Below are 14189 nucleotides of genomic sequence, written 5' to 3'. Positions count from 1 at the left end.
TTGGCCCGGTTATTTTTCACAGGCAATCAAATCTTTATCCCGATCCATCTTGCGGTTTAGATCATAAAGCTCTTTGGATACATAAGGTTTGTATTTGGTTTTGCCGCCTTGGTTTTTGACGTCCGAAGATTGGGCGACGCCGCCTTTGTATACCCCATTCAGTTCCGTACAGTTTTTAAATTTCTCGGCTTTTGTTGCCGCATTTACCGAAGAAGCATTTAATGCCAGCAACAGGATGCCGCATATTACGATGAGTTTCTTCTTCATCTACGTTTCCCCCTCTCATAGAATAAGAATATAATAAGTAGAAAACATTCCCTTTTCAACCAGGAGATTAATCGCAGTGAATACCATGCTTAGAAAAATCATTGTTGTGCTCATCACCGCATACCTGCTGTTGCTGCTGTACTGGATGTTCTGGGGGTTCGGCCGAAGCTCGCATCGGCTTGAAGAATATACGTACAACCTGATTCCGTTTCATACCATGAAGCAGTATTTGAACGTGAACGATTTCAATCTGCGGGCATCGGCAATCAATTTGCTTGGTAACATCGGCGTGTTTATTCCGTTTGGATTGGCCGTGCCGATGATTGTCCGAGTGTCTTGGGGCCGGTTCATTGCAGGCTTCATTTTTGCGCTGTTCTTGCTGGAGCTGGTGCAGATGTTGTCGCTGCGGGGCACTTTTGACGTCGACGACGTGATTTTGAATACTGCCGGGGCTGCGATCGGGTACGGCATCTGCCAAGCCGGCCAAACGAAATGGGTTCGTGAGAGGAGGCAATAGCAATGTTAGCCATTTCCCTTCTATTAATATGGGTTGCAGCTACGGCGTTGATTTTGCTCTACTATTATCCTTTTCCGAAAAAAGACTCCGGCCTCTCCCGCACCGTTCCTCCTGCTCATCTCATTCCCTCCGCCAACCGGGTTGACCTGCAGCAGCATGTTAAATGCGCCGCATTCTCCAGCGCTTATGTTCTGAGACACTTCGGGACTTTTATCCGCGAAGTTCCTGGCAAACGCTATCTGCATTTTGTGCCGGTCGTGGGCTATGATGAAGTGTTTTTTTACTTGGCGGATTCGCTGGCGTATAGGGCCAACTGCAAGGAGACGCTGTATAACCGTAAAATCTCCATTGGCGAGCTCCAGGCACTATGGCAGACCTGGCTGCCCTTTAACCGGAATAGCTATATTATCGTGCAGCGAGCGGAAACGGGGGGTGTAAAATAGTAATGAATACGGATATCCGTACGCCGGGGATTACCGAATTGGCGCCGATCCTGCAATTGGTCCATGAATCGTTTGACGAGCAGATTGCTCCATGGTACACCCCCGAAGGCATTCAACAGTTTTACAAGTTTATCGACGCGAGGGCCGTTCAAGAGAGATTCGGCAAGGATCATCAGATGTTTGTTGCCTACTGTGACGGGCGGCTCGCCGGTATGATCGAAGTGAGGAACGTTCAGCATATCTCCATGCTTTTTATCCATAATGATTTCCGCGGGGCGGGCATTGGGACAAGTTTGCTTCGGCATGCGGCGGGGTATCTGGAACAATTGGGAGCCAAGACGGTAACGGTGAATTCATCGCCCAATTCCGTCGGTTTTTACCGCGGCAACGGGTTCATTCCCGTTCAGGAAGAACAGGCGGTCCATGGCATCCGCTTCATACCCATGGAGCTTGGACTAGACGGAGCCTAACATTACTCGAAAGAAGGAATCCAATCATGATACCGGCAAAAATCAGCTTGTTGACGATCGGTGCTTACGATGTGGCGGTACTGCGCAGATTTTATCTGGGTCTGGGCTGGGCGGAAACGGAAATCAGCTCGGATGATTACGCCGTATTCAAGACGGCCGGCGTGTTGCTGTCCATTTATCCGCTGAAGTCGATGCTGGAGGACGCGGGTCTTGAGTTGAGCGAGACTCCGGGAACGTTTAAAGGCGTAACGTTGTCGCTGAACGTAACCGAAGCTGCCCAGGTCGATAATGTGATGAGCCAGATCCGGGACAAAGGCGGCAAAATCCTCAAGGAACCGCATGATGCGGTCTGGGGCGGCCGGACGGGACATTTTATGGACCCGGAAAATAACCTGTGGGAAGTCGCCTGGAATCCGACCGGGGTGTTTAACGAGTACGGAGCGATGATCGACTTTTAGAAGGGAGGGGAGCAGACCATATGCCTTTGCAGGAAGAGCAGATTCGTGAGGCATTGCAATTAAGCGGCGTTTCCGGCATTCAAAATATCCAAGCTACCGGACATGACCGGCGGGACCGCGCCGCGCTCACCCGCTTTGATGTGCGGAAACAGTCGCATGGCTCCCTTGCGCTTGTTGAGAAATGCACAGCATCGGAAGCGCTAACCTATGAGAATAAAATGTACAAGCATTACGCCGGTAAGGACGTACCGCTTCCGAAAGTCTATTACAACGATTATGATCCGTCCGCGCAAGAAAGCATTTTGCTGATGGATCACTTGGCTGAAACGCACCGCAGCCTGGCTGACTGGGAGGTACCTGTCGATCCGGTTAAGCGGGCAGCTATAATCGAAAGCATTGCACAGTTCCATGCGGTTTCATGGGGCAGCCGCGAAATAGCTCCGCCGCAGCATTTGGCCAATCTCGAAGAATACCTCCGGCATCTTGGATATCTGGAGCGGGATTACCAGGAGTTTAAAAAGCGGAATCCCTACTCTTTTGGCGATGAACAGTTTGGCCTTTATGAGGAAAGCCTAAGCGGTTTGCGTGAACAAGCCCCGGCCCATATGGAGCGGGTTGCGGCATTCCGCAATACGACGCTGATCCATGGCGATTTGAACGTCGGCAATCTATTATATCCGTTAAGCACGCAGGGCAAGTTGTGCCTCATTGATCTGGAAGCGGTAAAGCTTGGCTTATGCACCGAGGATTTAATGATGTTGTTTGTGCATGACCTGTTTCATGGCCCGGAAGCGACGTTCCGTATTTTCGATCAGTACTACCAAGCTCTCAACCAACACATAAGAGAGATTTACGATGATGCCCAGTTTGCGGCAGATGTCCGCACGGCCATCATGGAGGGCATTTTTTTCCCGGTCAAACTTTATACGCATTACGGCATTCAGGAACAGGAGCTGGTCTCGAAGTCGCTGGATGCCTACCGGGGCATGACCGGTATAACTAACCAAGAATCGAGGAACAGCTTATGAATCATCCATTTCAAGAGATCATCACGTCCGAGGAAGAAATTCGTGCGCTTTTGGGGTATCCGAGTGAACTTGTGCAGAAAAAGGTCATCGGGCATCTCGATGAGCATTGCCGGAATTTTATCGGGCTGTCGCCGCTGTTTTTCCTGGCGACCTCCGATGCCGCTGGCTTCTGCGATGTGTCGCCGCGGGGCGATGCGCCGGGATCCGTGCTGGTAGTGGACGATCATCATCTGGTCATTCCTGAACGGCAGGGCAACCGCAGAATCGATTCCCTGCGCAATATTTTGGAGAATCCGCAGGTTGGAATGGTATTCGTAATTCCCGGCTTGAAGGAGACGCTGCGGATCAACGGCAGGGCGTTTATTATCCGCGATGAGGACATTCTGGCGCGGATGGAAGCCAAGGAGAAGCGGCCGCTGCTCGGGATCGGCGTCCAGGTGGAGGAATGTTTTATCCACTGCGCGAAGGCTTTTATGCGTTCCCATCTATGGGAGCCTTCGTCTTGGATGGCGACGGAAGAATTGCCGTCCGTGCCGGCGATTCTGGCTGCGCATGTCAAGTCGGAGAAGTTCACTGAGGAAGCCATCCGGGCCAGCCAGCAGGAAAGCTACACCAAACGCCTGTACTAAAAGGATAACGAACGGCGAAAAGGAGGGGTGAACTTTGGGCGGTTACGTGCAGGAAATGCGCAAACTTATCGGGCACAAACCGTTATTGCTATGCGGTGCGAGCGTCATCGTGCTGAATGGTCAGCGACAGGTGCTGATGCTGAGAAGGACGGATAACAGCTGCTGGTGTTTTCCCGGCGGCGGCATGGACCTGGGGGAAAGCACGGAAGAGACAGCGCGCAGGGAGCTGCGGGAAGAGACCGGGTTGACGGCGGACGCGCTGAGTATCTTTGATATTTTCTCAGGAGAACGGCTGCATTACATCTACCCGAATGGCGATGAGGTGCATAACCTGGATGTCGTATATGTTTGTACCCGCTATTCCGGCAAATTAAAGATGGACGAGGAGAGTCAGGAATACCGCTTTTTCGATATTGCGGAACTTCCTGCGGAGATCAGCCCGCCGGTCAAGCCGGTAGTGGAGGCGTTAATCAAGCGTTTTCCTGTCCTTGGAACGGTGAAGCATGGCTACGATATCGAGGACGAGCGGCATGCTTGAAGTTAGAAAGGATGGGAACCCAGGTGAGTATTAGCTCAGGTCCGAAGATCGGCGAAGGCGGTGCAGCGAGAGGGAATGAACATGGCGGAGAACATTAAGCTGTATACGGTTTGTTTGATTATTGGAAAAGACGGGCTCCTGTTGCTCGACCGGCAGCATGGCGACTTCCGGGGGTTCATTGCTCCAGGCGGCCGCGTCGAGTTCCGGGAGAGTCCGATCCAGTGCGCCATCCGGGAAGTGAAGGAAGAGACGGGGCTGGACGTATCCCATTTGCAATTTAAGGGAATTGCCGAATATATGAATCCGGGCGACGAACGGTATATGATTTTTAATTACATAACGTATGAATATTCGGGAGAGTTAAAGACGGAGAGCCGGGAAGGCAAGCCAAGCTGGATTCCGCTCTCCGAGCTGGAGCATATTCCAATGCAGGCGAACTTCCGGCGGAGAATTCCTTTGCTGCTGGGAGAAGGCTGCTTCGAGACGCATATGGACCGGTATGAGGATGGGATGGCCGAAGAGCATGTCATCCTCTGCTGAAAAAAGAGGCAGAGAGGGTTAAGACCTGAACTGCAGCCGAAAGATTGATGATTAAATAGGCTATGGATTTCCGCTTCATAGACCGCCCGGCCGAACTCCCGGGGCATAAGGCAGTACGCCATATGCCCTTTTTTGCTGTGAGCGCCTTCTTACACGGACAATCATACAGGAAGCACGGCGCTTTTCTGAGTACAGTATAGGGTAGGCTAGGAGGCGAAAGGAGAGGGAGGACAATGGCGGGAAGACAGCTGGCCAGCAAATGGCTGAAAACCGAGGCGTTGCTCAGCGATCCGCGGATTGCCGGTTACATTCCAAAAACGAAGGGATACAGCCCGGCAGGGCTGCTGCAAATGCTGAGAACATACGGAAATGTGGTGATCAAACCTGTCGTAGGCGGCGGCGGGCACGGGGTCATCAAAGTGTTTCGGGATGCGCGCGGGTATGGATTCACCTACATGTCGTCCACACGCGTTTACAGCGATTTTGGCACCATGCGGAGAGCGTTGGAACGCGTAAAGTTAAGAAGACGATATTTGATGCAGCAGGGCATCTCGCTGGCCCGGATCGCCGGGCGGCCGATCGATTATCGGGTCAAAGTCGTCAAGAACGGGGCACATTGGGAGTTCCGCTCCATGGTCGGACGGCTGGCGCGCCCGGGGTTATTTGTCACCAATCTATGCAAGGGCGGTACCATGATGAGCTGCCGGTCGGGCCTGCGCAGATCCTTGCCGCGCGTCCGGACATCCGCCAAAAAAGCGGAAATGCGCCGGCTGACGCTGGTGTGCATCGAGAGCATGGAACGCCATTTTCCGGGGATCGGGGAGCTTGGGTTCGACTATGCCGTCGACCATAACGGGCACATCTGGATTCTGGAAGTAAACACGCGTCCACAATAACAAAAAGAATTGACGACCCGCCCGGGAATGCGATAGAATTGCGTTTGGCTGTTGTCATTTTATGAGGGAAAATTTTCTAATTTATGAACAAATAAAAAGTTTTTTTACGTCGCATAGTGTAGCTTTTAGGCTGTGTATAACTTTTATCCCCATCGTCCACCGCGAAGTATCGAGCTTTATGAACCTTACACACATTTTATGCACAGGATTTCCACAGTCGCTTGTGGATAGTGGGAACGCTTGTTCGAAAAATGCTAGTTTGATATGATAGATTCAGATTCAAAAAAAGGAAAGGTAGGTGAACGTTATGGTTGAATTGTCAGATGAGATGTTGCTTGATTCCTATTTTAGGGCGATTGAGCTGCAGTTGGAGCATGACTTCATAGCTCTATTGCTCGCTGAAATTCGCAAACGGAACTTACACTCTCCAGAACATGCGGTTCTTCACTGAAACGCAAAGCATTTTACTTTGCACTAGCCGCCCAAAAAACAAGCCGCACGCAGCACAAAAATAGGGTATCTGTCAGATTGCCGATTCTCGTCAGCCTGATCAGATACCCTTTTATTTTTCAGAGATGCTGCTGCGGTTCAAAGATTAAAGCTTCAGGCTGCTGCTGTGTCCCGGGGACAGCTTGGCATCGGGGTCAATATATACCTTGGCATTATTGACAGCCGTAGGCGCTTCGCCGAACCCGACCGCAATCAGCTTCAGCTTGCCCGGATAGGTCGTAATGTCGCCGGCGGCGAAAATACCCGGAATGCTGGTCTCCATGCGCGAGTCCACGACGATGGAATTGCTGTCGATTTCAATCCCCCACTCGGCGATCGGTCCCAGCGAGGAGACAAAGCCGAAGTTCACGATGACGCTGTCGACTTCAATATCTTGGGTCGCTTTGGTTTTGACGTCGGACAAGGTCACCTTGGTGATGAACTGGTCTCCGTGCAGCGCGGTGATTTCGGTTGGCGTGATGACCTTTACTTTGGAGTTCATCAGGTTTTCCACGCTGTGCTCATGCGCGCGGAACTTGTCGCGGCGGTGGATCAGCGTCACTTCTTCGGCGATCGGCTCCAGCATCAGAGCCCAGTCCACCGCGGAGTCGCCGCCGCCGCTGATCAGCACTTTTTTACCCGCAAAGGCATTCAAATCGCTTACAAAATAATGCAGGTTCGCCTTCTCGAAGCGGGCTGCCTCCGGCAGCTCCAGACGGCGGGGTTCAAAAGCGCCGACGCCGGCCGTAATGATGACGGCTTTGCTGTGGTATTCCGCTTTATCGGTGGTTACGACGAAATGCCGCTCATCCCGTTTTTGCACGGACTGAACTTTCTCCTCAAGACGGATGTCGGATTGGAACAGCTCCATCTGACGGGACAGATTGTCCACAAGCTCTTGGCCGGTAATCTTCGGGAAGCCGGCTACGTCGTAAATATATTTTTCGGGATAAAGAGCAGCAAGCTGCCCTCCCAATTGGGGCATACTTTCAATCAATGTAACCGATGCCTGGCGCATTCCGCCGTAAAAGGCTGCAAACATGCCGGCGGGGCCTCCGCCTATAATGATAAGGTCGCTGATGGGAGCGCCGGATTGTTCTCCTGTCACGAATATTACACCTCCGAGTTGATATATTCAATTTGCCACTTTACATCCTTTCTTATTATAAGCAATGTGAAGGCGGCCTGCAAAGATAGCAATTATGCTGAAAAACGCGCGTTTTTTTTGGAATGAATGTGTTTGATTAAAACGATACTAAGGTTTACAATAGATATGGTTATTTTAGAATTACTTTAAGTTTTATTGGAATTTCTTCTGAATTTAAGTGTATAAATTCACAAAAACAATTGATGATCTGCTGATATTTTTCCAAAAAAAATAACACATAGACAGATTTACCTGTTGGAAGGAGCCGGAACATGAGCAGTATTCCCAAAATAGTTATTCTGGGTGCGGGATATGGAGGTATTTTAACCGCCCAGCGGCTGCAAAAAGCCCTGAATTATAATGAAGCGGACGTTACGCTCGTAAACCGCCATGAATATCATTATTTTACGACCCATTTACATATGCCTGCTGCGGGAACGGACAGCATCGAGCATACGCGCGTGTCGATTTCCAAGCTGATCGATGAATTTAAGATTGATTTGGTGAAATCTTCGGTGCAGGAGATCCGGACCCAGCAGAAAAAAGTCATTCTGGAGGACGGCACGCTGTCCTACGATTATCTGGTGATTGCGCTCGGCGGCGAGCCGGAAACGTTCGGCATTCCGGGACTGGACAAATATGCGCTGACGATCCGCAGCATCAACTCGGTGCGCCTGATCCGCGAGCATATCGAATACCAGTTTGCCAAATACAAAAACGAAAACAATGCGCAGGAGTACATTAACTTCGTGGTGGGCGGCGCGGGCTTCAGCGGCATCGAGTTCGTTGCTGAGCTAGCCGACCGGATTCCGGCGCTCTGCAAGGAATATGATGTTGATCCGAATCTGGTCAACATCTACAACATCGAAGCAGCACCGACCGCGCTGCCGGGCTTCGCTCCAGAACTTGTGGAACATGCGATGACGGTCCTCTCGAAGAAGGGCGTCACCTTCAAGATGGGCGTGGCGATCAAGGAATGCCTGCCGGGCGGCGTTATCCTTGCTACCGGGGAAGAGATCAAAGCGTCCACGATCGTGTGGACCGGCGGCATCCGCGGCAACCGTCTGATCGAAGCGGCTGGCTTCGAGGCGATGCGCGGCCGCGTCAAGGTCGACGAATACCTGCATGCTCCGGGACATGAGAACATCTTCATTATCGGCGACGGATCGCTGATGATCAGCCCGGAGGGACGCCCGTATCCGCCGACGGCGCAAATCGCCATGCAGCAAGGCGAATGCTGCGCGTTTAACCTGGTGGCGGCGATCCGCGGCCAGCAGCCGAAGAAATTCGTATTCAGCCACAAGGGCACCGTCGCTTCGTTGGGCAAGGGTCAAGGCATTGCCGCAGTAGGCGACAAGAAATACAAAGGCTGGTCGGCAGCGCAGCTGAAGAAGCTGGTGGATTTGCGGTACCTGTTCATCATCGGCGGCATTACGCTCGTGCTGAAGAAGGGAAGATTCTTCTAAGATGCGTCATTGCAGCGTACAGGTCCGCGGATTGTTGACGCGGGAAGAGCTTGACCGTTATAACGGGCTGATTGAAGCCGGAACGTACCTCGAAGATCAGAACAAGTACGATCTGGCTTATCATGTGCAGAAAGAAATTGATATTCTGATCCTGCCGGCGATTGAGCGCCTGAAAGAGAAAAGCCGGGCACGCGACCGGGCGACCGAGGAATATTTGGAGAGTCTCCGCCTGGCGGAGGATGACGACGAGGATCAATAAATTTTATTATCATATAAAAAGGGTGAGCTTCCGGTCTGGAAGCTCACCCTTCTGTGTATACCTTGCCATTAACATTTACAGCTTCAGCATATCCTCGAAGCTTTCCGGTGTCAGCAGATTGCCGACGTAGAACGGTCCAAATTCCCCGTAACGCGCGCTGACCTCGTCAAAGCGCATTTCGTAGACCAGTTTCTTGAATTGCAGCGCATCCTCCGCGAACAGCGTGACGCCCCATTCCCAGTCGTCAAAGCCGACGGAGCCGGTAATGATCTGCTTCACCTTGCCGGCGTAGCCGCGCCCGATCAGGCCGTGGGAATGCATCAGTTCACGCCGCTTCTCCATGTCGAGCATGTACCAGTTGTCGGCCAGCTCGCGTTTTTTGTTCATCGGGTAAAAGCAGATATGCTTCGCCTGCGGCAGGATCGGTTTTAAACGGGCCGCGATATGCGGGTTCAGCATCGGGTCGCCGCCGTCGCCGTTGCCTCCGTTATAATTGCTTAGCTCAACGATGCTGACGTAAGAGTAAGATTTGGTCGTGAAGTGGGCGAAGGCGGTTTTATTGAATGCCGTCTCCAGCGCATTCAGCGCTTCCAGACTTTCCCGCAAAAACATCATGACAAAATCGGCTTTCTGGCCGACGATGGCGTATACGGCGGTGCTGCCCTGCTTCGCTTCCTCAACCGGCCCCCATTCTTCCATAAAAGCATGCAGCTCCTCCAGGGCCACTGCGCGCTCCTCGTCGTCGGCCTCTGTCCAGGCGGTCCAGTTGATGGAACGGAAATCATGCAGCGCATACCAGCCTTCCAGCGTCAATGCAGCTTCGTTCATGGTGATCCTCCTTAAAATCATTTTATGTACGGCCTTTTCGGCAATCTATAAGCATTGTATCGCAAGCGGGCCGGCAAGAGCAAACTTCCTCCGTACCCATTTGCCTGATTGTGCACCGATTCACGCAGGAAAGTTCATTGCTTCGTTACATTTTTTGAAGTAAACTTACGGATATAACAGTATATTTGTGCGGTTCTTTATAGAGAGAGGGGATGGCGGACAGTGGGCTTTATTCCTGTATTTGTGTTGGCCGTTTTGTTCTTTGTGATGATGTTCGGTATTGGCTTTATCCTGAATATGCTGATGAAGACAACCTGGTTTCCCGCATACTTGTTTGTGCTTGTTATTCTGCCTGTCGTGGTCTATTCCATCTGGGACCGCAGCGCGATGACGCTCTGGGAGCATTTAACCACCTTCCATTTCGTCGATTATTTGACCGGCGTCGCCGGGCTTGCGGGAGCGGTGTTAAGCGGCTGGACGATCCAGAAGCTGCGGCTTGGCGGATACAAGATGTTCTAGAAGCGAATAAGCGAAAAAGCGTAAGCATCCCACTAATTTGTCAGTAGTCTTCGGACGGATCAATTAGTGGGATTTTGTCGCCCGAAGGACTTCGCAAGGAGTCCGCTTCCACCAAAACCAGAGACCCCGCTATGTGGGGTTATTTTTGGTTTGGTTATTATTTAACATTTCCGGCCGCTGGTTTTATGATAGAATAGAACTCTATATGAATTCGTGCTAGAAGGGGAGATTTCCGCAGATGCGTATGAGCCATTTACATCATTTTACCGAACATCACCGGTACTGCGTTTCCCGCGAATTCGGACTTAGCCAAGTAGACGGACGCATGCTGGGCCTGGTTTACCAGCCCATGGTCGGCGCGTTCGCCATCAGTCTGTACCGATTGCTGTTTGAACATATCCCTGCGGAAAGCATCGGCTTCTCCCCGGTGGAGCAGCAGCGCAGGCTTTTTTTGACGCTGGGCGTCGAGCCGAATGAAAAAGGCCGCAAATACCTTGTAGACCAGGCCTCCCGGCTGGAAGCGGTGGGGCTGCTGCAGACCTCGCGCATCTATGTGCCGGAAACCGATGACTATCTGTACGAATACGAGCTGCTGGCGCCGCTCTCGCCGGCGGATTTTTTCGCAACCCAGCATTTGACCCTGCTGCTGCGCGACAAGATCGGCAAATTCGCCGTTCTGTCGCTGCGCGAGCAGTTCTGGACGCCCCAGCCGGAGGAATGGAGCCGCCGCTCGGTTCAAAAAGAAAATATATCGCTGCCCTTTTATGATATTTTCGAGTTAAATACGCATGTCATTGATTACGAGCTGGAGCAGGCGCTGGCGGAGGTTGCTACGGTGCGCCAATCCGGAACCCGTGAAACCGAAGCCTCGGCCATCGGGTACAGTGATCTCATTCTCCGTTTTCCCCGAGAATCGGTGAACCGTGCCCATGTGGAGAAGCTGCGCTTCGATCATGCGCAGATGGGCGTAATCAATTATGTGGCCCGCAAATACGGCCTCGGCCCGCAGGATTTATGCCGCCTGCTGGATGAGGACGGGATGTTTGCACCGGACGGCGAGATTATTCTCGATACGCTGCAGCATAAAGCGAGCCAGCATTTCCGCCAGGACCAGAAGCGCCAGGAGCGCCGGGAAATCGCTGCCGCCAAGGTGGTCGCGCTGCGCTCCGCCGCCGACGAGAGCGGAGAACCGATCACCGTGCCGGAACAGCCGGTAGAAATGGAATATTATGTGGACGTGCCGCCGCAGTTTATCTCCAAATGCGATATCCACCAATATAATATGATGTTGCGCAACGAACCTTATACCCGGCTGCTGCAAACCTTTTTCCCGGGAACGGTCCCTCCGCAGACGATGGACATTTTCGTGAACCTGGATTTGAATTATAAGCTGAACGGGGAAGTTATCAACGTGCTGATCCATTATTTGATGACGATGATGGCATCCGATGGCGAACAGCGGATGAACGCGAATTTCGTTGAGGCGATCGCCTCCAACATGCTGATGAAGCAGGTCACGACGTACGAAAAGGCCGTCAAGTACATCCGCGATCAGGCCAAAGTCAAAGGCAGGGGCAAGGATGCGGCGGGTTCGCGCTCCGCGCCTGCGGCCGGCAGACCGCGCGCCTACGGGAAAAATCAGGCTCGCGCGGCGAAGCCGGAGATTCCGATTGTTCTGGACGACGGCGCGAGCGGCGCCGTATCGGAAGAAGAGTTCGCGGCGATGATGAAGAAGGCGGCCGAAATCAAGGCCAGCAAGAAGAAAGGCGTCCCCGGGACGCCGTAAAGAAAGCGAGGTGCGGCGATGGAATCGATGGGCGAAGTGCTGCGCTCGATGAACAATCCGGCATTGCGCCGGCGGTCCCGCGATCTGGAGCAGCAGCTGTTCGGCGATCCGCTGGTCAAGCAGCTGCAGGCAGAGCATCCCGAGCTGGATGAGAGCCGGCTGCGGCTCCACCTTAGCGAGCTGTACCAGTACGTGGGGGAGAGCCGCAATTGCGCGAACTGCCCGGGGCTGGAGAACTGTCCGAACAATTTTCCCGGCCACTACAGCAAGCTGGCGGTCGAGACCGTCAACGGCAAAACCGATTTGTACGAACGAAAGACGCCGTGCAACCTGCAAGTTGCCAAGGAAATGCAGGATAACATCAAGCGGCGCATCCGCAGCTTTTATGTGGACGAGCGGGTGCTGAACGGCGGATACGATGAAATTGATATTATGGGCAAGGATCCTCGCCGGGTCACTGCCGTCAATAAAATATTCGATTATATTGCCGAAGTGAAGGAGAATGGCCTGACCTCCAAGGGAATCTACCTGCATGGCTCCTTCGGGACCGGCAAAACGTTCCTGATGTGCTATCTGCTGCATGAGCTGGCGGTAGCAGGGTACAGCGGCGTTATTGTGTACATGCCTGATTTCATTGAAGATTTGAAGTCGATCATGACCGACGGCCAGAAGCTGAAGGAGACGGTTGATACGCTGAAAAGCTGCGATCTGCTGATCTTTGACGACATCGGCGCGGAGAATCTCAATCCGTGGGCCCGCGACCATGTGCTCGGCGCGATTCTGAATTACCGTATGAACCGCAAGCCGACCTTCTATACCTCCAATTATCCGCTGGACGGACTGGAGAAGCATCTCAGCTTCACGAGCAAGGATGGCGAAGAGGTGTACAAAGGGCAGCGGCTAATGAACCGGATCGCCCCGTTCGTGGACGTCATTCCGCTGCATGGCGACAACCAGCGCGGCGCGGGATATTAACGCAAAATAGCGGCAACAATAAACCGGCTCCCCCGATGGAGAGCCGGTTTATTGTTTGCCTCGACACATGAGGACGAACGCGAATAACGGTTGGAAGCTTCACCTTGGAGTTGCTTTACTCCGCCAAAAACTTGATAATGACCATGCCGAAAAAAATGACGGTCAAAAGTCCGGCCATCCCGAAAAAACCGTTCATCAGATCGCCTAAATCATTGCGGGGTTCTTCGTTGATATGTTCCCGCGGGTCACGGACCTGCGCTTTCGTCTCCATTGCTTCTTCCTCCTTAGTGTGAGAGAAGTCATTGACAATTAATGCGCTTTCCTCAAGTATACGAAGCCCGAAAGCAGTTGTAAAGAAGAGGAATCGCGGAGAAAATAGATTTTATGCAATCTAATTTTATGAAATGTTATACAAAGGGAACCCGATATGGTATACTGTTCATGTGTCGGTAAATGGTAATTTGGTTATCCTACTTACAAGAACAATTTATCCACCAATCCGGCGAAGTGTCCGCCTGCGCCATCCGGCCGCTGCTGCGGACATCAGCTTCGTAAAATTAAAGGAGGAATATTATCATGGCTATCGTAAACGTGTCTGACCAATCCTTCGGCAGCGAAGTGGAAGGTCAAGGGACTGTTGTAGTTGACTTCTGGGCACCTTGGTGCGGACCTTGCAAAATGCTGGCTCCGATCCTCGAAGAACTGTCCAGCGAACTGGGAGACGGCGTAAAAATCGCCAAACTGAACGTCGATGAGAATCCGGAAACGGCTTCCCGCTTCGGCGTAATGAGCATTCCTACCCTGATCTTCTTCAAAGACGGCCAACCGGTCGACAAAGTGGTGGGACTGAACTCCAAGGACTCCCTGAAAAATATCGTCGCTAAACATCAATAATTTCCAGTTGAATTTGAACGGGGCTCCGGCCCTGCCATGC

20 protein-coding genes are annotated in these 14189 nt (G+C 52.3%); 16 read left to right on the top strand and 4 right to left on the bottom strand.

Features of this window, described 5'->3' with window-relative positions; genetic code table 11:
* Window positions 1–9: 9 nt before the first annotated feature.
* Window positions 10–267 carry an excalibur calcium-binding domain-containing protein gene (locus tag BMW84_RS18340; RefSeq protein ID WP_091070895.1) on the bottom strand — a complete coding sequence of 86 codons (258 nt, stop codon included), beginning with the start codon at window positions 265–267 and terminating at the stop codon, window positions 10–12.
* A gap of 85 nt (window positions 268–352) precedes the next feature.
* Here BMW84_RS18340 and BMW84_RS18335 point away from each other — a divergent pair, with 85 nt between their 5' ends.
* The 10 genes from BMW84_RS18335 to BMW84_RS18290 all read left to right on the top strand — a co-directional run bounded on the left by BMW84_RS18335 (window position 353) and on the right by BMW84_RS18290 (window position 6237).
* Window positions 353–784, top strand: coding sequence for a VanZ family protein (locus BMW84_RS18335; protein ID WP_091071181.1), 432 nt, complete (start codon window positions 353–355; stop codon window positions 782–784).
* Between the two features lie 2 nt (window positions 785–786).
* A complete protein-coding gene (locus BMW84_RS18330; RefSeq protein ID WP_091070894.1) occupies window positions 787–1227 on the top strand; it encodes a hypothetical protein in 441 nt (146 codons plus the stop codon).
* Between the two features lie 2 nt (window positions 1228–1229).
* Entirely contained in the window at window positions 1230–1697 is a 468-nt protein-coding gene (locus BMW84_RS18325) for a GNAT family N-acetyltransferase (RefSeq protein ID WP_091070892.1), read from the top strand.
* A 26-nt stretch (window positions 1698–1723) separates the two neighbouring features.
* Window positions 1724–2155, top strand: coding sequence for a VOC family protein (locus BMW84_RS18320; protein WP_091070890.1), 432 nt, complete (start codon window positions 1724–1726; stop codon window positions 2153–2155).
* Window positions 2156–2175: 20 nt separating this feature from the next.
* The gene (locus BMW84_RS18315) at window positions 2176–3183 is read left to right on the top strand and encodes a phosphotransferase (protein ID WP_091070888.1); all 1008 of its coding nucleotides are present in this window, start codon (window positions 2176–2178) and stop codon (window positions 3181–3183) included.
* Window positions 3180–3812: a pyridoxamine 5'-phosphate oxidase family protein gene (locus BMW84_RS18310; RefSeq protein ID WP_091070886.1), complete on the top strand. Its 633-nt coding sequence runs from the start codon at window positions 3180–3182 to the stop codon at window positions 3810–3812. Before BMW84_RS18315 ends, BMW84_RS18310 begins: the two co-directional genes overlap by 4 nt.
* Window positions 3813–3846: 34 nt before the next feature.
* Window positions 3847–4350 (top strand): NUDIX hydrolase, encoded by a 504-nt coding sequence (locus BMW84_RS18305; protein WP_091070884.1) that lies wholly within the window; start codon window positions 3847–3849, stop codon window positions 4348–4350.
* An 81-nt stretch (window positions 4351–4431) separates the two neighbouring features.
* A complete protein-coding gene (locus BMW84_RS18300; protein ID WP_368086728.1) occupies window positions 4432–4890 on the top strand; it encodes an 8-oxo-dGTP diphosphatase in 459 nt (152 codons plus the stop codon).
* Between the two features lie 233 nt (window positions 4891–5123).
* Window positions 5124–5786, top strand: coding sequence for a YheC/YheD family protein (locus BMW84_RS18295; protein WP_091070881.1), 663 nt, complete (start codon window positions 5124–5126; stop codon window positions 5784–5786).
* A gap of 307 nt (window positions 5787–6093) precedes the next feature.
* Complete coding sequence (locus BMW84_RS18290; protein ID WP_091071180.1) at window positions 6094–6237, top strand: sporulation histidine kinase inhibitor Sda; 144 nt, start codon at window positions 6094–6096, stop codon at window positions 6235–6237.
* Between the two features lie 144 nt (window positions 6238–6381).
* Here the strand turns inward: BMW84_RS18290 and BMW84_RS18285 are convergent, their stop codons facing one another.
* Window positions 6382–7383 carry an NAD(P)/FAD-dependent oxidoreductase gene (locus tag BMW84_RS18285; RefSeq protein ID WP_091070879.1) on the bottom strand — a complete coding sequence of 334 codons (1002 nt, stop codon included), beginning with the start codon at window positions 7381–7383 and terminating at the stop codon, window positions 6382–6384.
* Between the two features lie 311 nt (window positions 7384–7694).
* On the opposite strand from BMW84_RS18285, the gene BMW84_RS18280 reads away from it, so the two are divergent.
* A complete protein-coding gene (locus BMW84_RS18280; RefSeq protein ID WP_091070878.1) occupies window positions 7695–8888 on the top strand; it encodes an NAD(P)/FAD-dependent oxidoreductase in 1194 nt (397 codons plus the stop codon).
* A 1-nt stretch (window position 8889) separates the two neighbouring features.
* A complete protein-coding gene (locus tag BMW84_RS18275; RefSeq protein ID WP_091070876.1) occupies window positions 8890–9147 on the top strand; it encodes a hypothetical protein in 258 nt (85 codons plus the stop codon).
* Window positions 9148–9222: 75 nt separating this feature from the next.
* Here BMW84_RS18275 and hemQ read toward each other — a convergent pair whose 3' ends face one another.
* A complete protein-coding gene (gene hemQ / locus BMW84_RS18270; protein ID WP_091070874.1) occupies window positions 9223–9975 on the bottom strand; it encodes a hydrogen peroxide-dependent heme synthase in 753 nt (250 codons plus the stop codon).
* Between the two features lie 222 nt (window positions 9976–10197).
* Between hemQ and BMW84_RS18265 the strand changes: the two genes are divergently transcribed.
* From BMW84_RS18265 to dnaI, 3 genes are all read left to right on the top strand, one after another.
* Complete coding sequence (locus tag BMW84_RS18265; RefSeq protein WP_091070873.1) at window positions 10198–10494, top strand: YuiB family protein; 297 nt, start codon at window positions 10198–10200, stop codon at window positions 10492–10494.
* 238 nt (window positions 10495–10732) lie between these two features.
* A complete protein-coding gene (locus tag BMW84_RS18260) occupies window positions 10733–12280 on the top strand; it encodes a DnaD domain protein (RefSeq protein ID WP_091070871.1) in 1548 nt (515 codons plus the stop codon).
* 18 nt (window positions 12281–12298) lie between these two features.
* Window positions 12299–13255 (top strand): primosomal protein DnaI, encoded by a 957-nt coding sequence (dnaI, locus tag BMW84_RS18255; RefSeq protein ID WP_091070869.1) that lies wholly within the window; start codon window positions 12299–12301, stop codon window positions 13253–13255.
* Between the two features lie 115 nt (window positions 13256–13370).
* Here the strand turns inward: dnaI and BMW84_RS18250 are convergent, their stop codons facing one another.
* Entirely contained in the window at window positions 13371–13526 is a 156-nt protein-coding gene (locus BMW84_RS18250; RefSeq protein WP_091070868.1) for a YqzM family protein, read from the bottom strand.
* A gap of 305 nt (window positions 13527–13831) precedes the next feature.
* Between BMW84_RS18250 and trxA the strand changes: the two genes are divergently transcribed.
* Window positions 13832–14149 (top strand): thioredoxin, encoded by a 318-nt coding sequence (trxA, locus tag BMW84_RS18245; RefSeq protein WP_091070866.1) that lies wholly within the window; start codon window positions 13832–13834, stop codon window positions 14147–14149.
* Window positions 14150–14189 lie beyond the last annotated feature (40 nt).

This window comes from Paenibacillus sp. NFR01, from assembly GCF_900111565.1.
Lineage (GTDB): Bacteria > Bacillota > Bacilli > Paenibacillales > Paenibacillaceae > Paenibacillus_AQ.
This window is presented reverse-complemented; position numbering and strand designations above follow the sequence as displayed.